At 72.3% G+C, this 20307-nt stretch carries 15 protein-coding genes; 7 read left to right on the top strand and 8 right to left on the bottom strand.

The genetic code is table 11. From position 1 onward, the window contains the following. Positions 1-30 precede the first annotated feature (30 nt). Together ACFY1P_RS24250 and ACFY1P_RS24245 are read left to right on the top strand one after the other, a co-directional pair. Positions 31-741, top strand: a complete 711-nt coding sequence (locus tag ACFY1P_RS24250; protein WP_361527428.1) for an HNH endonuclease signature motif containing protein — start codon at positions 31-33, stop codon at positions 739-741. Positions 742-897: 156 nt separating this feature from the next. Next, the gene (locus ACFY1P_RS24245) at positions 898-2073 is read left to right on the top strand and encodes a DNA (cytosine-5-)-methyltransferase (protein ID WP_361527430.1); all 1176 of its coding nucleotides are present in this window, start codon (positions 898-900) and stop codon (positions 2071-2073) included. Here ACFY1P_RS24245 and ACFY1P_RS24240 read toward each other — a convergent pair. The 5 genes from ACFY1P_RS24240 to ACFY1P_RS24220 all read right to left on the bottom strand — a co-directional run bounded on the left by ACFY1P_RS24240 (position 1990) and on the right by ACFY1P_RS24220 (position 8035). Further along, positions 1990-2466: a very short patch repair endonuclease gene (locus ACFY1P_RS24240; protein ID WP_361527431.1), complete on the bottom strand. Its 477-nt coding sequence runs from the start codon at positions 2464-2466 to the stop codon at positions 1990-1992. The genes ACFY1P_RS24245 and ACFY1P_RS24240 overlap by 84 nt on opposite strands. Positions 2467-2509: 43 nt before the next feature. Beyond that, positions 2510-3751, bottom strand: coding sequence for a PrsW family intramembrane metalloprotease (locus ACFY1P_RS24235; RefSeq protein WP_361527447.1), 1242 nt, complete (start codon positions 3749-3751; stop codon positions 2510-2512). A 182-nt stretch (positions 3752-3933) separates the two neighbouring features. Next, positions 3934-4749, bottom strand: coding sequence for a tRNA (guanosine(46)-N7)-methyltransferase TrmB (gene trmB / locus ACFY1P_RS24230; RefSeq protein WP_390751865.1), 816 nt, complete (start codon positions 4747-4749; stop codon positions 3934-3936). A gap of 384 nt (positions 4750-5133) precedes the next feature. Further along, on the bottom strand, positions 5134-6342 hold the full coding sequence (gene lhgO, locus ACFY1P_RS24225; RefSeq protein ID WP_361527449.1) for an L-2-hydroxyglutarate oxidase: 1209 nt from the start codon (positions 6340-6342) through the stop codon (positions 5134-5136). A 247-nt stretch (positions 6343-6589) separates the two neighbouring features. Then, positions 6590-8035 carry an MFS transporter gene (locus tag ACFY1P_RS24220; protein WP_361527435.1) on the bottom strand — a complete coding sequence of 482 codons (1446 nt, stop codon included), beginning with the start codon at positions 8033-8035 and terminating at the stop codon, positions 6590-6592. A 696-nt stretch (positions 8036-8731) separates the two neighbouring features. Between ACFY1P_RS24220 and ACFY1P_RS24215 the strand changes: the two genes are divergently transcribed. Continuing rightward, entirely contained in the window at positions 8732-10873 is a 2142-nt protein-coding gene (locus ACFY1P_RS24215; RefSeq protein WP_390751864.1) for an asparagine synthase-related protein, read from the top strand. 262 nt (positions 10874-11135) lie between these two features. On the opposite strand, the gene ACFY1P_RS24210 is transcribed toward ACFY1P_RS24215, so the two are convergent. Continuing rightward, positions 11136-12947 carry a sigma-70 family RNA polymerase sigma factor gene (locus ACFY1P_RS24210; protein WP_390751863.1) on the bottom strand — a complete coding sequence of 604 codons (1812 nt, stop codon included), beginning with the start codon at positions 12945-12947 and terminating at the stop codon, positions 11136-11138. 76 nt (positions 12948-13023) lie between these two features. Between ACFY1P_RS24210 and ACFY1P_RS24205 the strand changes: the two genes are divergently transcribed. Then, the gene (locus tag ACFY1P_RS24205) at positions 13024-13146 is read left to right on the top strand and encodes a hypothetical protein (protein WP_390751862.1); all 123 of its coding nucleotides are present in this window, start codon (positions 13024-13026) and stop codon (positions 13144-13146) included. 353 nt (positions 13147-13499) lie between these two features. On the opposite strand, the gene ACFY1P_RS24200 is transcribed toward ACFY1P_RS24205, so the two are convergent. Beyond that, positions 13500-14234 (bottom strand): helix-turn-helix domain-containing protein, encoded by a 735-nt coding sequence (locus tag ACFY1P_RS24200; RefSeq protein ID WP_361527439.1) that lies wholly within the window; start codon positions 14232-14234, stop codon positions 13500-13502. A 452-nt stretch (positions 14235-14686) separates the two neighbouring features. On the opposite strand from ACFY1P_RS24200, the gene ACFY1P_RS24195 reads away from it, so the two are divergent. Then, on the top strand, positions 14687-15982 hold the full coding sequence (locus ACFY1P_RS24195) for an NAD(P)/FAD-dependent oxidoreductase (protein WP_390751913.1): 1296 nt from the start codon (positions 14687-14689) through the stop codon (positions 15980-15982). Positions 15983-16248: 266 nt separating this feature from the next. Then, positions 16249-18009: a SpoIIE family protein phosphatase gene (locus ACFY1P_RS24190; RefSeq protein ID WP_361527443.1), complete on the top strand. Its 1761-nt coding sequence runs from the start codon at positions 16249-16251 to the stop codon at positions 18007-18009. 101 nt (positions 18010-18110) lie between these two features. On the opposite strand, the gene ACFY1P_RS24185 is transcribed toward ACFY1P_RS24190, so the two are convergent. Beyond that, positions 18111-19421: an MFS transporter gene (locus tag ACFY1P_RS24185; protein WP_390751912.1), complete on the bottom strand. Its 1311-nt coding sequence runs from the start codon at positions 19419-19421 to the stop codon at positions 18111-18113. Positions 19422-19559: 138 nt separating this feature from the next. On the opposite strand from ACFY1P_RS24185, the gene ACFY1P_RS24180 reads away from it, so the two are divergent. Continuing rightward, positions 19560-20108 (top strand): MarR family transcriptional regulator, encoded by a 549-nt coding sequence (locus ACFY1P_RS24180; RefSeq protein WP_361535718.1) that lies wholly within the window; start codon positions 19560-19562, stop codon positions 20106-20108. The last annotated feature ends 199 nt before the right edge of the window (positions 20109-20307 follow it).

Here is a 20307-nt window from a genome sequence, read left to right as displayed (position 1 = left end):
CGATAGTACGTCTTTGCGAATGGGGTGGCGATGACGCTTGAGCCAGAGCTCGACTGGCGGGACGAGACCTTGGGGGCGCGCATCCGTGTGGCGCTGTGGCTGCGGGATGAGGTGGGAGAGGGCGGGAAGTTCTCGAAGCAGCAGTTGCGCGAGGCGATCAAGGGGACGGAGCAGGTGGACCGCCGGATGCGTGACCTCAGGCCGGCGGGGTGGGTGATCAAGAACTACCGGGATAAGCCGAGCCTGAAGGCCGATGAGCTCTACCTGGAGCAGATGGGGCTGCCGATCTGGGACAAGGAGCACCGGGCTGCGGGACTGCGTCAGATCAGTGCGAAGACCCGGCGGGTTGTTTACGAGCGGGACGGACACATGTGCCGACGCTGCGGTGTCGCGGCTGGTGAGCCGTATCCGGATGAGCCGGGGTCGCGGGCGCGGCTGACTCTGGGCCATGTCGTACCGCATAAGGACGGCAGCACTGCGAATCCGGAGGATTTGATCACGGAGTGCGCGCGTTGCAATGAGACTGTGCGCCACCTCACCGGAGTCCAGATGACCGAAGGACAGGTCTGGGACAGGGTCCTGGACCTGCCGAACAGGGAACGCAAGGCCCTGCTCGCCTGGATGGTCCACGATGCCCGGCCGGCCACGCCGACAGAGAAGGTCTGGGGGATGTACCGGCAGCTCCCGGCGGCTCATCGTGAGGCGATGAAGCGCCAGCTCTATGACCTGCTGCAGAGCTGAGACCCGCCCGCAGCCCCCTATGACTAGGTAAATGTCAGAGGGGGCTGCGACACTTCCTGATTCAGACAGACGGCCGTGTGGGGCTGCGGGTCGACAGTGGCCCGCGCGGTCTCTGCGACACTTGAACGTCTGCTTTGCATCGAATCAGGAGAAGCCGTGGGTTCCAGCCGTTCGCTGACCTCGATCGAGATCTGTGCCGGGGCCGGTGGGCAGGCGCTCGGCCTGCACAACGCCGGGTTCCGGCACCTCGCCCTCCTGGAGATCGACAAGCACGCGTGTGCGACGCTGCGGCACAACGTAAGGAACCACGCTGACTGGGCCGAGTGCGAGGTCGTCGAAGCCGATGTGAAGGACGTCGACCCTTTTACGCACAAACAGCTCGCGAAGTTTGCTCTTGAGCCGGGAGACCTGGACCTCTTGGCCGGAGGCGTCCCCTGCCCGCCGTTCTCGGTGGCTGGTAAGCAACTTGGGGCGGAGGACGAGCGCGATCTCTTCCCGACGATGCTCGAGCTGGTCGGTCAGCTGCGACCCAAGGCTGTGATGATCGAGAACGTCCGCGGGATCCTTGATGAAAAGTTCAAGTCGTACCGGGACGGGATCGTGTCGGAGCTGGAAGGCTACGGCTACCAGTTCTGTGGCTGGGAGCTGATCGAGGCGTGCTCCTACGGAGTTCCTCAGCTTCGTCCGCGGGCCATCCTCGTCATGATTCAGAAGGAGTTCCTTCAGGGAGCCACCTTCCAGTGGCCCGTCGGCAGCGAGAAGGTCGTGACTGTCGCGGAGGCCCTTGAGGAAACCATGCGGGAACGGTTCGAGCCGCATGGGACCAAGGGCGAGGCCGCCTTCGAGAAGTGGCTGGCGAAGGCGACGGAGCGTGCCACCGAAGCTCCCACCATCGTCGGCGGCTCCAAGAAGCACGGCGGTGCTGACCTCGGGCCCAGTCGGGCTAAGAAGGCGTGGGCGGCTCTTGGTGTCGACGGATGGGGTGTCGCGAACGACCCTGAGACGCCCGATCCGGATCGTGACCTGTTCAGGGAGAACGGCCCGATGCTCACCGTGGAACAGGCCGCGATCATCCAAGGCTTCCCGCGTCACTGGAAGTTCGAGGGAGGCAAGACCGCCCGCTACCGCCAGGTAGGCAACGCCTTCCCCCCGCCGGTCGCGGAAGCCGTGGGCCGGGCCATCGCGGCAGTCCTTCGTTCCGACACACAGGCGGTTTCCGCAGAGGACAACGCGCGCGACGGCCAGGAGCTACTGCCGACCGCCCGGCGAGAGGCCAAGCTCAGCACGTCGGCTGCGGACCGTGTCGACAATCGTGAGGCTGCACGCGTCTGAGGGCTCGTGCTCCCAGAAGCGGAGCACGACCCAGCCCGCTTCGATGAGGCGCGCGTCCGTGTCCCGGTCGCGTGCCATGTTGCGGGCGACCTTGTCTGACCAGTAGCCGGGGTTCGTCCGGGGTGCCACGTAGTGCTCCGGGCAGCCGTGCCAGTAGCAGCCGTCGATGAAGACGGCGACCTTGGCCGGGCGGAAGACGAGGTCTGCCGTGCGGCGCAGGTCCGGAAGGGGCTTCGCGGCCACGCGGTAGCGCAGGCCCTGGGCATGGACCAGCCGCCGGATCAGCTGCTCAGGTTTCGTATCCCGGCTCCGGATCGCCTGCATATTGCGACGGCGGGCAGCAGATGAGGCCCAGGAGCCCTCGGGGGCTGTCCACTCGGTGTCATCGGGCACGGTTTAGAGGGTAGTGCCGTTCACCCAGCTGGCGCTCACCCCGTCAACGCGGCGCCCCCCACCCCCACTGCCCCGGCGCCGCAAACGCCCGCGGTACCGCCGCCGACGCCTGGGCCAGCACCGGCTGGGCGATGTTCCTCCGCTGCCACAAGTGGTGGAGGAGTTCCTGCTCGCGCGATGTGAAGTCGGCGTCCGCCGCGCCGTTGTAGGCGCGCTGGCGGAGGAAGGCGAGGGACGTCGCGAAGGAGATGTACTCCGCGACCGTGCGCGCCGCCGTCGGGCCGCCCGTGCGGCGGGCGAGGTCGCGGGCTATGCCGCGGGCTCGCATGTTGGAGAGGGCCAGCGGCTCGGGCGGGGTGAGCCAGCCGGCGGCCTGGTAGGCGGGGAGGTGGGCGCGGATCGTACGGAGTTCGTTCTGGCGGGACCAGATCGTCAGCCAGGTCAGCGCGCCGAAGACCGGCACCATGAAGAGGCTGTAGACCGCGAGGAAGCCGAGGGGCGACAGGGACGCCGAACCGTTCCAGCAGGCGTGCAGGACCATCGCGGTCAGCAGCGCGGCGATCGGTACGAGGACCCGGGCCACGCGGCGCCGCGGGCCGAACGTCGCCGCTATGCCGAAGCCGAGGCCGGTCATCGAGGTGAAGAGCGGGTGCGCGAACGGTGACATCAGCACGCGGATGAAGAACGTCGCGGCCGTCGTCGACTGCAGGCCCGAGTAGCCGAAGCTCTGGTCGGAGGCGAAGGCGTTGCCGAGGTAGAGGATGTTCTCGGTGAAGGCGAAGCCGGTGGCCGTGACGCCGGCGAAGACCACGCCGTCGACGATGCCGTTGAAGTCGCGGCGGCGGAAGAGGAACAGCAGCAGCACGGCGGCCGCCTTGGCGCTCTCCTCGACCACGGGGGCGACGAAGGTGGCACCCCACTTGTCGGCGTCGGCCCGCTGCGCGACGTCGACGGTGTTCAGCAGCCACTTCGTGGCGTAACCGTTGGCCATGATCGCCACGAGGGTGGCCGCGCAGGCGCCCCAGGCGAAGGCGAAGACGAGGTTCCGCCAGGGCTTCGGCTCGACCCGGTCCAGCCACCGGAACGCCGCTATGAGCAGCGGTACGGGCAGCACCGCGAGGCCCAGGCCCACCAGGAAGCCCTCGGTGCCGGTCTGTTCGCGGACGAGCGCGAGGATGACCAGGCCGCTGAGGGCCAGCAGCAGGATCAGCGCGCCCGCGCGCACCGCCTTGTTGTCCCACAGGGCGCGGCGCGGCTTGTAGCGCCAGCCCTCCGGCGACGGCATCGCGGTGAAGCTCGGCTGCTGGCCGTGGGCGGGCGCGGGCCCGGCGATCGGCTGCTGGTGGGACGGGGACTCATGCACTTGATGACCCTAACGAAGGGCCGGTGCGGGTAACCGGCGGTTCTGACCACGGTTACGGCCCGGCGGCCATGAGACGCGTCACCGCCGGGACCTCCGCCGGCGGATCAGACCGCGCGCCGCCGGAACATCAGGTCGTGCACCACGTGCCCCTTGTCCAGTCCCTGGCCCTCGAACCGCGTCAGCGGGCGGAAGTCCGGACGGGGTGCGTAGCCGCCGTCGGGCTGGGTGTTCTCGAAGTCCGGGGCGGCGGAGAGCACCTCGAGCATCTGCTCGGCGTACGGCTCCCAGTCCGTCGCGCAGTGCAGCACGGCGCCGGGCGCGAGCCGGGTGGCCGCCAGCGCCAGGAACTCCGGCTGGATCAGCCGGCGCTTGTGGTGCCGCTTCTTGGGCCACGGGTCCGGGAAATAGACGCGCAGGCCCGCGAGGGAGTCGGGGGCGAGCATCTCGCGGAGCAGGATGATCGCGTCGCCGTTGGCGACGCGGACGTTGCTCAGGCCGTTCCGCTCGGCGAGGGCGAGCAGATTGCCCTGGCCGGGGGTGTGCACGTCACAGGCCAGGATGCCGGTGCCGGGGTCGGCGGCCGCCATCTGCGCCGTGGCCTCGCCCATGCCGAAGCCGATCTCCAGGACGACGGGCAGCTCCGGGTCGCCGAACAGCTCGCCCAGGTCGAGGCGGCTCAGGCCGTCGATGTCCAGGCCCCACTTCGGCCACAGGCGGCGCAGGGCCTCGCCCTGGCCGGTGGTGACGCGGCTGCGGCGCGGCTGGAAGGAACGGATCCGGCGCTCGTGGTGCGAGCCGGCCGGATCCGCGGCGGGTCCGGCCGGGAACTTCGGCTCGCGCTTGGCGGCCGCCGCGGGCCGCTCCGCGGTGGGGGCGGGGTTCCCGGTGGGGGCTGGGGTTTGGGCGAAGTTCTCAGACACAGTTCTTCCATAGTACGGGCGTGGCCCTGGGGTGGTCCCGGGCCACGGGCGTGGCCCCGGGGTGGTCCCGGGCCACGGAGTGGGGCTTGGGGTGCGGGTACGTTGCGCCTGCGGCGGGCTTGTTCCCCTACCCCGCCCCTTCCCGAAACTGGGGCACTGCCCCAGACCCCGATGTGCGGGTCGGTTCGCCGCCTGCGGCGGGAGCGGCCTGCGGCCGCGTCCTCAAGCGCCGGACGGGCTGGATTTGCGTACCCCGAAACCGGGGCTTCGCCCCCCGACCACGCAACACGGCTTCGCCGCGTTGTCCTCAAGCGCCGGACGGGCTGAACGCGAACCCGGAAAAGCGCCCGACGGGCTGGATGCGTACCCCGGGCCCCACGACCCTCACCCCAACCCCGCCAATACCCTCCGTGCCACCTCTCTCCCGATCGGGAGAGACGCCGTCGCCGCCGGGGACGGGGCGTTCAGGACGTGGATCATGCCGGGTGACTCCGTGATGAGGAAGTCGTCGACCAGCGTGCCGTCCCGCAGGATCGCCTGGGCCCGTACGCCCGCGGGGGCCGGTATCAGGTCGTCCGCGGTCACGTCGGGGAGCAGGCGGCGCACCGCTTCGGTGAAGGCGCGCTTGGAGAGGGAGCGGCGCACCTCGCCCGCGCCGTAGCGCCAGTGGCGGCGGGCCAGGTGCCAGGAGCCGGGGTACGCGACGGTCGCGGCCAGCTCGCCGGGCCGTACGGTCGCGCGGCCGTAGCCCTCGCGGGCGAGGGCGGGCACCGCGTTCGGTCCGACGTGGACGCCGCCGTCGATGCCCCGGGTGAGATGGACGCCCAGGAAGGGGAACGCCGGGTCCGGCACCGGATAGACGAGGCCGCGCACCAGGCCGGCGCGGGCCGGGGCCAGCTCCCAGAACTCCCCGCGGAAGGGGATGATCCGCATGCCCGGGTCGTCGCCCGCCAGCCGGGCGACCGCGTCGCTGTGCAGCCCGGCGCAGTTGACCAGCGCGCGGGCGCGCAGCACCTCGCCCAGCGCCGTACGGACCGCGACCGCCGGGCCCCGCCGCCCGATGGCCTCGACGCGGGCGCCGTACCGCACGCGGGCGCCGGCGTCCTCCGCGAGGCCGGCCAGGCGGCGGGCCACCGCGCCGTAGTCGCAGACGCCCGTCGTGCCGACGTGGATGGCGCCCAGGCCCCGCACATGCGGCTCGTACTCCGTGATCTGGGCGGGGCCCAGCTCCCGCACCGGGATGCCGTTCTCCCGGCCGCGCTGGACCAGGGCGTGCAGCCGGGGCAGCTCCGCGCGCTCCGTGGCGACGATCAGCTTGCCGGTGACCTCGCACGGCAGGTCGTACTCCGCGCAGAACTTCACCATCTCCGCCGCGCCCCGCACCGCGAACCGCGCCTTGAGCGAGCCGGGGCGGTAGTAGATCCCGCTGTGGATCACGCCGCTGTTGTGCCCGGTCTGATGGAGCGCGGGCCCCGGTTCCTTCTCCAGCACCATGACGCGCGTGCCCGGTGCGGCGCGCGTGATCGCATACGCCGTCGACAGGCCCACGATCCCGCCCCCGACCACCAGCACATCGCAGTCGTACGCCCTCACCACGTCACCTCCCCGCGCCGACCGGACACCCGCGACCGAGCACCCGGCAACCTTCAGCGCCTCACCCACGCCCCCATCATGACCTGCGCCACTGACAACGGGTCGAAACCCGAGGTCAGCCCGGGGACCCGGCCGAGATGATCACAGGTGGGGAAAACGTGCCGAGTTGGGCGGAAAGGACAGAAGTCCGGAAGGGAAGTGGAGGGTCCGCTTCCGGCGCCCTCCTTTCGCTATCTACGCCCGCGGCTCACCCATGCGCCACCAGCAGCGGCCGCGCCCGCTCCCGGAGCTCGACCACCCGCGGCTCGTCCCCGTACGGCTCCAGGCGGTGCAGCAGATCACGTACGTACTCCGTCGTGCGCGCCGAGGAGATCCGCCCCGCGACCTCCACCGCGCGCGTGCCTGCCGCGCACGCCGCGTCCAGATTGCCCGACTCCAGCTCGGCGACCGCCGACACCACCAGCCGCAGGCCGTGCGACCGGACGAACTCCTCCGTCGGACGCGACAGCGCCTGCTCCGTGAAGCGCTGCACCTGCCGTGGCATCCGCAGGTCGCGGTAGCACTCGGCGGCGTCGGCCGCGAACCGCTCCTGGGTGTAGAAGTCCAGCCAGGAGGGGTCGGGGTCGCCCGTGCGCGCCCGCTCCAGCCAGCCCTCGGCGGCCTTGAGCGCGGCGCCGCAGGCGGGAGCGTCGCCGGCCTTGGCCTGGGCCCGTGCCTCGACGAGGCGGAAGAAGCTCATCGTGCGGGCGGTGGCCAGGCCGCGATTGCGCTCCAGCGCGGCCTGCGCGAGGTCCACGCCCTCGTCGGCGAAGCCGCGGTAGGTCGCCTGGAGGCTCATCGAGGCCAGCACATAGCCGCCGAGCGGCACGTCGGCGGCCGCGCGGGCCAGCCGCAGCGCCTGGATGTAGTAGCGCTGCGCGGCCTCCTGCTGGCCGGTGTCGAAGGCCATCCACCCGGCGAGCCGGGTCAGTTCGGCCGTGGCGCCGAACAGCGACCGGCCGACCTCGTCGGTGTACGAACCGAGCAGCAGGGGCGCCGCGTCGACCCGCAGGCACTCGGGGACCATCGACGAACGCCAGTCGCCCCCGCCGTATTTGGAGTCCCATCGCCGGGCGTCGTCCGCCGCCTCCCGCAGCTTGGTCACGTCGCTGTGGCCCACGCGCTGCACCGGACCGCCCTCGGAGCCGCCGTTCTCGGTCTCCCGGGCCGCCTGGTGGGCCTCGCGGGCGACCGAGCCGTCGGCGGGGGTTATCAGCCATCGTGACGCGGGCGTGGCATAGGCGCTGACGGAGAAGGATCCGGCCAGGCTCTGCCAGATGCCGCCGCCCCCGCGGCGACCGGCGAAATCCAGCCGGTAGAGCTCCGTCGCGGAGCGCACCGCCTGGCCGACATCGCGCGGAAAGGCGAGCCCCACCTCGGGCGCGGGGTCGGCGTCGGCGAGGCCGATCTCGTGCAGCGGCACCGGCCGGCCGAGCTTCCCGGCGATCGCCGCGGCGATCAGATGGGGGGCCGCACCCTGCGGGACCATGCCCTTGGAGACCCAGCGGGCCACGGACGTCTTGTCGTAGCGAAGTGTCAATCCGCGCTGCGCACCGAGGTCGTTGACCCTTCGCGCGAGACCGGCGTTGCTGATACCGGCGAGGACGAGGACAGTGCCGAGCTTCTCGTTCGGCCCGCGTGGCTCCCTGGACATGCGCACCCCTCGGCAACAGCGACGCCCGCCCCGGCATAGGCACGAGGCATTCGTAAACCCAGCGTAGTTCCCCGCATCCCGACCGTTAAGAGGTGCTGTCCCGGATGGCGGGATTCAGGTCCGTGCGCGCGTGCATCGAGGGGCACGTGCTCCGGTTGTGTGTGGCTGTGCGCCCACTGTGCGCTCTGTCCGGGCCATCCGGGGAGCGCTTCCATGGAAGGCGCGTGGGTTGGCCCGCTGCACTGGATCCAGTGGGCTGGGGGAGCCGCCGCCTCATTCCCCGCGGGCGGCGGAGCGGTCCGGGAGGCGGTCGAACGCCTCCCGGACATGCGCATGTCCACCGGAGCGTCCCGCGAACTCCGGCCGGGCGTCCGGCACTTGCCGGTCGAAGCATTACGCGAACGCGCCCCTTCCCGCGGGCGCCCGGAGATTGGCCGGTTCTCGCCGCCCGGATCGCCGGGCCACGCTGCCGTCATCTCCCCGCAACGCGCCACGCGCGTACACGTCGGGTTCCTCTGCCCCCAGTCGTGACAGCATGGTCACTGCAATGGGCATGACGACCCGACACCTCACGCTGCCGCAAGGCGAGTTGAGGCCCGCAGGCGTGACCGGTGTGTCGCCTTCTTCGTTGTCGTCGTCGGCCCGCTGTGCACGAAGACGGCACCCGTTGGTTGTCCACAGCCTGTGGAGGCGGCAATGCGCTGGTTGGTGGGGTGGAGCAGCACCGCCTCAGGGACCGGTCCGCGCGCCGCGCCGGACTACGACGACAGCGGCCCGGACCACCTCGACGCCCCCACCGTCCACCCGGTCGGCGCCCAGCTGCTGTGGGGCGACCCCGCGCCCCTGTGGGCCGTCGGCGACTGGCGCCCGGACGAGGTCCGCGTCGTCCAGGCCGACGCCGTCACCCGGCTCGCCGTGTTCGGCCGCTGCGGCGCCACCGACGGCGAGCTGCGGACCGGGCTGATCGCGGCCCGCGGCGGCGCCCTGCGCCACCTGACGGCCTGGTCCGGCAGCTACACCGCCGTCGCCCAGGTGGGCCGGCGCATCACCGTCGCGGGCGACCTGGCCGGTGCCCGGCCCGTCTTCCACACCTCCTGGGCCGGGGGCACCGCCTACGCCACCGCCGCGCTGCCCCTCGCCGACCTCATCGAGGCCCAGCTCGACGTCGGCCACCTCGCCGCCCTGCTCGCCTGCCCCGACTCCCCGGAGGCCATCGGCGACGGCACGCCCTATATGGGCGTACGGCGCGTGCCGCCCGGACACGCGCTGGTGCTGCGCGACGGCGCCCGCGAGATCACGGGCTACGAACCCACCGCCTCGCTCGCCGTCGCCGCGCCCCAACTCGCCGTGGAGGAAGCCGTCGAGGGCGTACGGGACGCCCTGGTCGAAGCCGTACGGGCCCGGCTCGCGGCACCCCGCCACGCGCCGGAGGGCGGCTACGGTCACCTCGACCCCGGCCCCGTGCCCGGCATGGGGCCCGCGCAGCGCCGCGCCGCACGCGGCGGACCGGCGCCCGGCATCGGCGCCGACCTCTCCGGAGGCAGCGCCTCCGCCACCCTCGCGCTGCTCGCCGCCGGTCTCCCGGGCGTCGCCGGCATGCACTCCGGCAACGGCGCGGGCGAACGCCTCCTCGCCGTCACCTTCAACGACCTCGCCGCGGGCGGCAGCCGGGCCCACGAGGCCGAACTCGACCGCGCCCGCGCCCTCGCCGCCGACCCCCGGCTGCGTCACGTCGTCGTCGCCGGGGGCGAGGAGGCCCTCCCGTACGCCGATCTGGGCGGCGGCCCGCTCACCGACGAACCCGGGCCCTCCCTCGTCACCGCCGGACGGCACCGCCGGTGGCTGTCCGCGGGCAGCGCCGACCACCTCGTCGGGTACGGCGCCCGCCAGGTCCTGGACGCCCATCCGGCGCGCCTGGCCGACCTGTTGATGGACCGCCGGCGCCGCCATCTGATGCGGCCCGTCTCCGCCCTCGCGCGCGCCGACGGGCCGGCCAAGCAGTCCCTGTTCGTCCCCTTCACCGTCTACCGCGCCGCGCGCCGACTGGCCCGTACGTCCTACCGGGAGGGCCTGGAAGCAGCCGCAGGGCAGCTCCTGGCGCTCGACTTCCCGGCGCTGAGCGACCCCGTGGACACGCCGCCGCCCGGGCCCGGCGGTGCGGTCGACGCCTCGCTCGCCGCCCTCACCTGGTGCAGACCCGGCCCCGCCGCGCGCTGGCTCACGGGCGAGGCCCTCGCCGAAGTATCGGTTCGCCTCCAGGCCGCCGCCGTCCGCCCCAGAGGACTCCTCCAGCGCCCCGGCGAACGGCGCGCCGCCGCCGCCCTCGCCCGCCACGCGGCGGACCACCGCATCTTCGAGCAGGCCGCCGAGGTCCGCAGCCAGCGCCTCCACGCCCCCTTCCTCGACAACCAGGTCGTACGCGCCTGCCGGGCCCTCCCCGAGGCGCTCCGGGTGCAGCCGGGGGCGCGCGCGTCCGTGCTGCGCGCCGTCCTGGCGGGCTCCGGCGTCCGCGAACTCCCCCCGGGCTGGGGCGCCACCTCGCACGCCTCGCACGCGGCGGCCGCACGCGCCGGCCTCCGCGCGTCCGCGGGACAGCTGCTGGACCTCTTCGACGCACCCCTGCTCGCCGACGCCGGCCTCGTCGAGGCCAGGGTCGTACGAGCCGCCCTGCACGCGGCGGCGGACGGCCGGGCCCTGCCACTCGACGGCCTAGCGGAACTCGTCTCCACCGAGGTCTGGCTACGCCGCCTGCTGGCCCGCCGCGGCACCTGCTGGACGGGCGCCGCGGCCCCTCGCCAACAGGCGGTCGCCGGAGTGGTTCCGCGACCTAGTCTGTGAGGTGAGTTCCGTGCGGTTTCGGGGTGCGGCGTTCTTTTCTTTTAGCCCGGCCGGCGTTTGAGGACGCGGCCGCAGGCCGCCCCCGCCGCAGGCGGCCAACTGGCCCGCACATCGGGGTCTGGGGCGGAGCCCCAGTTTCGGGAAGGGGCGGGGTAGGGGAACAAAGCACGCCGCAGGCGCGAATCGGGCCGTAGCCGGGAGCCCGGGGCACGCACCCCAGGTGAGGGAAAGGGCGGGCGGTGGGAAAAACCCCCGCCACCCCCTAGCGGCAAGCGACCCGCGCCCGCGCCCAATCGGCCACCGTCACCGAATCCATGACCCCCACCGGCGCGACCTCCAGCCGGACTGTCCGGTAGCCGGACAACGGCACATGCACAGGCACCGCCGCCTCGCCCGCCCGCACCACATCCGACTCCCACAACCGCGCGCCGTCGCCGTAGACGGAGAACCGCGCCGCCCCGAAGCCGAGCGTCAAGTCGTCGACCCCCACCAGCGCGTCGAACGCCGTGCACGACCGATTCAGGTCGACGGTCACGGACGACGACGCGCGCATGCTCACCCCGTCGCGATACTCCACCCCGCCGGCCCGCAGCCCGTACCGCTGCCACAGCCAGCTGCTCCCGAACAGCCGCACCTCCGGTTCCGTGCCGTCCCCGACCCCGCCGTACGCCAGCTCGCTGAGCGGGAATTCGGTGACGGGCGGGGCCGGTGGCGGCGTGGGGTCGGGGGAGGGCGTGGGGGATTCCGGCGCGGAAGGCGTCGGACGTGGCGAGGGCCGGGGCGGCGGCACCGGTTCGGGTGTCGGTGGCGGGGCCGTGTGCTTCACAGAAGTCACGGGAGCCGCAGAAACCACGGGAGTCGCGGACGTGGGGGCGGAGGGCGGCGGCGTGCGTACGGGCTCCGGCTCCGGCGCGACCGGCGGAACGGTGGCCACTGGCCCGGCCGGAGCCTTGGCCCGCGGCGCGTGATGATGCGCGGGGGAAGCGCCCATCAGGGCGTACGCCGTAACGGCACCGGCCACGATCACCGCGCCCGCCGCGATCCCGACCTTCGCCGGAGCCCCCAGCCCCTCACCGGCCGCGGCGCTCCCCGCCCCTCCGCCCGCACTTCCGCTCCCGCCGGAGCCCGCCGCGGCCGCGACCCCCGCGCCCGCCGCCGTACCGGCACCGGCCGCCCCGGCGGCCAGCCCCGCGGCCACCTTGACGGAGAACCCGGCGGCGAACCACCCGATCACCGCCACCGGAAGCAGCGCCCGCAGCCGGGCGTTGACGTCGGCGACCTCCAGCGCCGCCGTGCGGCACCGGGCGCAGTCCTCCAGATGCTTGCGCAGCCCCCGCTCGGCCCGCATCCGCAGCCCGCCCCGGGCGTACGCGCCGAGCCGGTCCGCATAGCGCGCGCACGCCCCGCCGGACGTCAGCGACGTACTCACATGCGCTTGCAGATACGCCTGCTTCAGCCCCTCACGCGCCCGGTGCGCGAGCACCGCCGTGGCATTGGCCGTCAACCCGAGCAGCGGCGCGACCTCGCTGGGCGACTCGTCCTCGACGGTGGTGTGCCACAGCACCGTCTGCCACCGCTCCGGCAGGCTGCGGAACGCCTGCACGGCCAGCGACTGCTCGGCCTCCCGCATCGCCAGCACGTCCGCGCCCAGATCGAGCGTGTCGTCGTCCGACGCCAGGGACCCCCGCCCCGCAGACGCGGCGAAGACCGCGAAGTCCTCGATCAGCTGCTCCCGGCGCGTGGTCCTCGCCCATGCCGCAGCGACCCGCCGCACCGTCGTCAGCAGATACGCCCGCACCGCAGAGTTGGGCCCCGCGCCGCCCCGCACGGCCTGCAGGGTGCTCGCGAAGACCTCGTTGGTGAGGTCCTCGGCGGTGTGGTCGTCCCGGCAGCAACTACGGGCGTACCGCCGCACCGCCGCCGCGTGCCGGCGATAGAGCTCCTCGTACGCCACGCTCTCGCCGGACCGCATCCGGGCGACCAGCTCGATGTCGGACGGCGGCACGTCGGCGACCGGCTCCTCGATCGGCTCCCCGTCGGCGATCCGCTCGCCGAGAGAGGCGTCCGAGCCCACGCCGCGAGCTTCCGGGACACCCGGTCCGGGCGCCCCGGAACCCCATAGGCCGGAGGGCTGAGCATCGGCCGGCGCTGTGCCGGTCGATCGCGCCCGCGACGCCCGGGACCCGGACCGCCGCGCGTGCGACGGCCGCGCCCGCCCGGCCAGCGAGCCGGACCGCGCCGCCTGCGACGAGGAATCGGTGTGGGCGCCCTGACCGCCCTCACGCTGCTGAGGCACGCTCGGGCTGTCAGGGGAGCCGCGACCGGACATCCGGCGAGAGAGCGGCGAGCCCGCTTCCTCACTCCCGCGTGGTTCATCCCGGCCGTCAACGCCCATAGCGGCGGCTCCTGTACACGCCAGCGCACCCGAACACCGTAGAAGCGTGGCACAGTGTCGGCCGTCACCACCGCGACAGACGCATCAACCACTCATCCGGGGCGCCCTGGAACACCTGGAGCAGTGGCCACCACCCGAACGGGGAAGGATTTTCCGAACGCGCCCAATGAGCATTGGGCGCGCCCGTCACGAAAACGCTCACCCGCCGGCCGCGCGCCGACCAGGCGGGCATCACTCCGACGGCCGGGACCGGAGCCCCTCCAGGAGGATGTCCAGGAGCCGCGAGGAAGCGGCCGCCTGCTGCACCGCGTCCGGCAGCGAGGGCGCGGCCGTCGCTATCACCAGCAGCACATCGGCCACCGTCACATCGGCGCGCAGCTGACCCGCGGCCCGCGCCCGGTCCACCAGCCGCCCGACGACCTCCAGCAGCGCCGCAGCGCCCGAGTCCTCACGCTCGACGACCGGCGCCGACCGCTGCTCGACCAGCCGCAGTTCATGCAGCTGGCCCCCGGTGGCCCCCGGCTGCCGCTGCTGCGGCACGCGGGCCTCGACCTGCTCCTCGCCGTCCACGACGCCGACGCGCAGCACCTGCGGCGGCAGCAGCCGCCCCGCGCCCGAGGCCACCGACGTGCGCAGGAACCGGGAGAGGGCCGACCACGGCTCGTCCTCCTGGCCCAGCGCGGTCCGCGCCTGCTCGGTCAGCCGGGCCGTCTCCTCCTCGGCTATGCGCCGTACCAGTACGTCCTTGCTCGGGAAGCGGCGGTAGACCGTCCCGACACCGACCCGGGCCCGGCGCGCCACGTCCTCCATCGGCGCCCCGTACCCCAGCTCGCCGAAGACCTCGCGAGCCGCCCGCAGGACATGTTCGAGGTTGCGCTGCGCGTCCACGCGCAGCGGAGTGCTCCGGCCGCCGTTGGCGTCAGCGGACGCGACAGCGGTCGACCAATGAGAGCCCTGAATGTGCATATGTGATCCCCCGGTTATGACGTCTCCCCCCGGAGACTCCCCGCCCTGACTGTCGGAGCACGTCTCTGACACCCCGACGAAGTACGAACATAGTTGAGCCCAGGTCAAGAAAGAAGGGGTAGTTCCGCACAGGCCGCCCCCGATTGGAGTACGAGTCCCACCCGCCCTGTTTCCGCACCACCCCACAACCCCACGACACTCGCCCTGACCTGCCCCTTTATTCCCCGGACACGGGCCCCGGCCATGGAGGGATCAGCTCCGCCGACAGTCGTACATTTCATGGGGCCCTGTGGACAAACGCTCTTCGACGATGCGTCATGGGAAGAAGCTGTGCCCTGCCGGGACGACCCGGCACCCCGGCCGCGGACCCCTCGGGCCGGGCGACATCGCGAGGAGGGGCCCTGGTGAAGGAACCGGCGCGCATTCTGATCGTCGGCGGTGGCTACGTCGGGATGTACACAGCTCTCCGGCTCCAGCGAAAGCTCAAGCGGGACGAGGCGCACGTGATCGTGATCGACCCCGAGCCGTACATGACCTACCAGCCCTTCCTCCCCGAGGCCGCGGCCGGCTCCATCTCGCCCCGCCATGTCGTGGTCCCACTGCGTCGCATCCTGCCCAAGTGCCAGGTCGTCATCGGCGAGGCCACCTCCATCGACCACTCCAAGCGGACCGCGACCGTCAGCACCCTGGCCACCCGTCAGGACGCCACCGGCGCCATCGAGGTGCACTACGACGAGCTGGTCCTCGCGCCCGGCTCCATCTCCCGCACCCTCCCGGTCCCGGGCCTGGCCGAGCACGGCATCGGCTTCAAGACGGTCGAGGAGGCCATCGGCCTCCGCAACCACGTGCTCGAACAGATGGACATCGCCTCCTCCACCCGCGACCCCGACGTCCGCGACGCCGCCCTCACCTTCGTCTTCGTCGGCGGCGGCTACGCGGGCGTGGAAGCGCTCGCCGAGCTGGAGGACATGGCCCGCTACGCCGCCCGCTATTACCACAACCTGCGTCCCGACGACCTGAAGTTCATCCTCGTCGAGGCCTCCGGCCGCATCCTCCCCGAGGTCGGCGAGGAGATGGGCCGCTACGCACTCCGCGAGCTGCGCGGCCGCAACATCGACGTACGGCTCGACACCCGTCTGGACTCCTGCGTGGACCGGATCGCCGTCCTCAGCGACGGCTCCCGCTTCCCCACCCGGACGGTCGTCTGGACCGCCGGCGTCAAGCCGCACCCGATCCTCGCCTCCACGGACCTCCCGCTCGACGAACGCGGCCGCCTCAAGTGCACCGCCGCCCTCACCGTGGCGGGCGTCGAACACGCGTGGGCCGCGGGCGACGCGGCGGCCGTCCCCGACGTCACGGCCGAGGAGCCCGGCAAGGAGTGCGCCCCCAACGCCCAGCACGCCGTCCGCCAGGCCAAGGTGCTCGCCGGGAATGTCCTCGCCTCCCTGCGCGACCAGCCGCTGAAGGACTACGCCCACAAGTACGTCGGCTCCGTCGCCTCGCTCGGCCTGCACAAGGGCGTCGCGCAGGTGTACGGCCAGAAGCTCAAGGGCTACCCCGCGTGGTTCATGCACCGCGCCTACCACCTCAGCAGGATCCCGACCTTCAACAGGAAGGCGCGCGTGCTCGCCGAATGGACCCTTACGGGTCTCTTCAAGCGTGAGATCGTCTCGCTCGGCTCGCTGGAGAACCCGCGTGCCGAGTTCGAACTCGCAGCGGACACCGGCCGCCACCCGGAAGCGAGTTGAGACCGTTTCCGACGCCCCGGCGGAGCCGGGAACTCCCCGACAGGTGGCCGACGTCTGACGAATGTCAGTCCCGTCGGCCACACTGGTCGTGTGACCATGGGTGGGCTCGTATCTGCGAAGAGTAACGACGGCGAGGATTCGGACGTTTGCAGCATTCCCCCGGGGACAGGCCCCCGTACCGCCAACCGCGGCCCCGCGCCGGGCGCGCGGCTCAGCCACGACACGTCGCCGAGCTGGCCCGGAACGACTCCGCGAGGTAACCGTCCGTGAACTTCACCCGCTGGAGCGCCCGACTCCCAGGAACGCAACGCCGGGCCGCCGCACGCGCCGAACGCATGGAGCGCGCCGACCGCGCCGCCGCGCCCCAGCCCGTGCCCGCGGCGACGGCCACAGGCTCGGTGCCGGCCGCCCGCGCCGAGGCCACACCGTCCGCCCCGCCCGGCCCCGACGACCCCGTCCCCAGCCTCGCGGGTCTCTCCGTCCACGACATCCTCGGCCAGGTCCCCGCCCTCGCCGCCGTCGTCTACGGCCCGGACCACCGCCTCGCCTACGTCAACGACGCCTACGCCACCCTCTTCGGCCCCCGCACCCCCGGCACGCCCGCCCGCGAGGCCCTCCCCGAACTGACCGAGCTCGGCCTGCTCCCGCTGATGGACCAGGTCCTGCGCAGCGGCCGGCCCCGTACGGTCAAGTCCCGCCGTGTCACAGCCGAAGCGCGGCCCGCCGGCACCGGCGCCGACACGCCGACGGCCACGGAGACCGACGCGCGCCACGGGTACTACACCTTCACCTGCTCCCCGATCGAGGTCGGCCCCCACGACGCCACCCAGCCCGGAGTGCTCGTCTTCGCCGCCGATGTCACGGACCAGGTCGAGGCGGCCGAGCGGCTGCGCGCGAGCGAGCGCCGACAGCGCGAAGCCGCGGTCACCCTCCAGCGCAGCCTCCTCCCGCAGGAGCTCGAACAGCCCGACGACCTGCGCGTCGCCGCGACCTATCAGCCCGGCGGCAAGGACACCGCGGTCGGCGGCGACTGGTACGACGTCATCACCCTCGGCGCCGGCCGTACGGCGCTCGTCATCGGCGACGTCATGGGCCGCGGCGTGCGCGCGGCGGCCGTCATGGGCCAGCTCCGCACGGCCGTCCGGGCCTACGCCCGCCTCGACCTGCCACCGCACGAAGTGCTCCAGCTGCTCGACGGCCTCGCCACCGAGATCGACGCGACACAGATCGCCACCTGCGTCTACGCCGTCCACGACCCCAACGAGGGCCGCCTCGTCTACGCCTCGGCGGGCCACCTCCCCATCCTCGTGCGTGACCCCGACGGCACGGTCCGCCGCGCGGCCGAGCCCACCGGGCCCCCGCTCGGCACCGGCGGCTGGGTGCACACCTCCGGCACGGTGCCGCTGGGCCCCGGCGCCAGCGCCGTCCTCTATACGGACGGCCTCGTCGAGCGGCGCAACGAGGACATCTACGAAGGCGTCGAGGCCCTGGAGCGTGCCTTCGCCGGAGCCACCGGCTCACCCCAGGTGATGTGCGACCGGCTGATGCGCGCCCTCGGCGTGACCGACGAGCACGACGACGACGTCGCCATGCTCGTCCTCCAGCACCCCGCCCGCACCGGCCACGACGCCGAGCTCTTCCACAACGCCGCCCTCGAACTGCTCGGCGGCGTCGAAGCGGCACCACGCGCGCGTGCCTTCGCCTCCGGCGTCCTGGTCAGCTGGCGCTTCCCGACCGAGCTGCGCGACCTGGGCGTCCTGGCCGCCAGCGAGCTCGTCGCCAATTCCCTCCAGCACGGCACCCCGCCCATGCGGCTGCGCCTGCGCCGCACCGACCGACGGCTGATCATCGAGGTCACCGACGGGGACGACCACCTGCCGCGCCGCCGCCGCGCCGAGCCCGCCGACGAGGCCGGGCGCGGCATCTCGATCATCGCGACCATCGCCTCGTCCTGGGGCTCCCGGCGCACCCCGGGCGGTGGCAAGGCCGTCTGGTGCGAATTCGCCCTCCCGGCAGGGCACCCATGACAAGAGCGCCTGTGGTCCGGAAACGTTTCCGGACCACAGGCGCTCTTCCATATATATGCGCCGCGAATTTATGCACAGCGGCTGCTTGCCTGGGTGAGGCGTCACACAGAGACGGGCATCCGATCGGTCTCCCCGACGACCACTGCCGCATCCACGACCTCGGTACGCGGAGCGGACACCCGCAGGGGGACTTCCTGCGCGAGGGTCAGCCGGCGTCCCATCCGCAGCGCCAGCGCACTGATGCCGAGCGAGCACACGACCAGCATCACGATGTACGCGACGTACATCCCGCCACCGGCCATCAGACCGCCCACCGCGGGGCCGACCGCCAGCGCCAGCTGCTTCACCAGGGCGAAGGCCGAGTTGTACTGACCGACCAGCCGCGCCGGGGCCAGGTCCGCCACCAGCGGGGCCATCGTCGGCGACAGCATCGACTCACCGATGCCGAAGAGCGCGTACGTCGAGATCAACAGCGCGGTCGCCACACCGTGCGCCCCCGGCACGAGCCCCGAGACGCCCGCCGCGACCCACGCCACGGTCCATATCAGCCCGACCAGCGCGATCACCCGGCTCCGGCGCCGCCGCTCGACCAGCTTCAGCACCACGAACTGCGCCAGAACGATGGCAGCCGTGTTCGCCGCGAGCGCGATACCGAGCGTCGCGGGCGAGATCCGGGTCACCTCGACGGCGAAGGCCGCGAGCCCCGACTCGAACTGCCCGTAGCAGGCGAAGAACATCACGAAGCCCAGCACACACAGCTGCACCATGGCCCGGTCCGCGACCAGGGATCGCCAGCCGCCCTTGGCCGACTCGTCCGTCGGCACGGCGTCCTCGACCTTGGGCACCTTCGGCAGGCGCACGGTCGCGATGGCCGCGCCCAGCACCAGGAACATCACGGACTCGATCGCGAACAGCCGCACGAAGCTCGACGCGTCCGACGTGTCCACGAGCTGCCCGCCCAGCAGCCCGCCGACACCGAGACCGAGGTTGTTCAGGAAGAACTGCATCGCGAAGGCGCGCGAGCGCGTGGCCGGCGTCGAGCACCACACGATCATCGTGGCCAGCGAGGGCTGGATCACCGCGATACCCGCACCGAGCGCGGCGGCCGCGGCAACGACGAGCGACTGGCTGTCGGCCAGGCCGAGCCCCATGGAGCCGATAGCGGCGGAGACCGTACCGGCGATGGCGACAGGCAGCGGGCCCCGCCGGTCGATGACCCGACCGGTGAAGGGCAGCACGATCAGCGCGGCCACGGCGAAGGTCGCGAGCACGATGCCTGCCGTACTCGCGCCGAGGTTCCGCACCTGAGAGACATAAATGAACAGGAACGGAACCGTGAAGCCGTTGCCGAACGCGCTCAACGCGTTGCCCAGCTGGATCCGGCGCAGCGCTGCGCCCATCGCGGTGGTCACACTCACCTACCTAGGTCGAGAGAAGGGGAAGGAACAAGGCGGACAGTCCAAGCCTGAAGACTTCAACTGTAAACTTCGAAGCTAAAGAGTACACACCAAAGGGCTTTAGTGCCAATCAGTCGTGCCATACTGCGGCTCATGGCTGACACCCCCGGCACCCGCGAGCCGAGCCTCGACGAGCAGATCGCGGCCTACCAGCGCGAGTTCCAGGACCTCGATCCCCAGGTGGAGAAGGTCGTCTCCGCCCTCAGCCGCCTCAACCGGCGCATGAACGTCGCTTACGGGCGGCAGACCGGAGAGCTCGGACTGAGCAACGCGGAGTTCGAGGTCCTCAAGGCACTCGTCCTGGCCGGCGACCCCTACCGCATGGGCCCCGGCGACCTCGCCAAGCGGCTCGGCCTCACCCCGGCCGCGATGACCCACCGCATCGACCGCATGGTCGCGGAGGGTCTCGTCACCCGCGAGCGCGACGAGAACAACCGGGTGCGCGTCATCGTCGGCATCACCGAGGCGGGCCGTGCCAAATGGCTGGAGGCGATGCGCATGGCCTCGGTCTTCGAGGAGGAGCTCCTCCAGGACCTCTCCGGCGAGGAGCGGGGTCGGCTGGGCGAGATGCTGACGCGCCTGCTGCGCCGCGTGGAGACGGCCCAGCCGGACGCCGACGGCCGCCTCACCGACCTGGACTGAGGCCCTACGGGCGCCCACACCTGGGCGGTTGACACGGGTGGGGCCCATGAGTAATGTTCTCCGGGTTGCCACACGGGCCTTACGGTTCTGGGGCAGCAACTCGAGCCGCACCGGCGGCAATCTCTACTGCATGTTCCCTGAACGGGATGGTTTTCGGCGTGCCGAATTCCGGACCGGGCGCCGATTAGGAGCCGCCGGG

Source organism: Streptomyces sp. NPDC001407 (assembly GCF_042895325.1).
GTDB lineage: Bacteria > Actinomycetota > Actinomycetes > Streptomycetales > Streptomycetaceae > Streptomyces.
Note: the sequence above shows the minus strand (reverse complement) of the source record. Positions and strands in the feature narration are given on the sequence as shown.